Below are 570 nucleotides of genomic sequence, written 5' to 3'. Positions count from 1 at the left end.
CACCTAATATATCAAAGACCGTTTTTTTCTCATATCGATGAGATTTCCGCCCGTTTTGCTGTATGAGATTGAACAGGCGAAGTAACACCTTTGATAGCTCTTGGGTGTTTTTTTGTATAGTTTGGAATAGAAGAAGAAAATAGTCTTTAATCATATATATGGCTTTATACTCACTAAGCTCTCGTTTTTTCTTCATGAGGAGCAATTGGCGCATTTGAAACATGATAGAAGAACAGAGTAGAATGGCAATCAATTGACCATATAAATGACACTCCAATCGTTCTCGTTTTATCTTTTTACAATGATGAATTTGAAAGAATGACTTCCACGTTTTAAATAAAATTTCAATTTGCCAACGCAAAGAATACCAGTCATGTACCTGTCCCATCGGGACAATATCTGTAGGGATGTTTGTCATATATACATTGATACCACTGAGTCGTTTACTACGAGGAGAATACTTCATTCCTTTCTTTTTTTCTCTTATAGCTTGATCTTGTAATCGTTTTTGTTGCTGTTGTTTTGTTAATCGATGAACAATTACACGAGCTGGCACTTTATCAATCATTC

General features: G+C 34.7%; 1 protein-coding gene. It reads right to left on the bottom strand.

Features of this window, described 5'->3' with window-relative positions; all coding sequences use genetic code 11:
• Positions 1 to 570, bottom strand: a 570-nt coding sequence (locus tag ACTFQM_RS27305) for an IS4 family transposase (RefSeq protein ID WP_440037034.1), incomplete at both ends; no start/stop codon positions are given.

The sequence above is a fragment of the Bacillus cereus group sp. MYBK30-2 genome (assembly GCF_051915945.1).
Lineage (GTDB): Bacteria > Bacillota > Bacilli > Bacillales > Bacillaceae_G > Bacillus_A > Bacillus_A paramycoides.
Note: the sequence above shows the minus strand (reverse complement) of the source record. Positions and strands in the feature narration are given on the sequence as shown.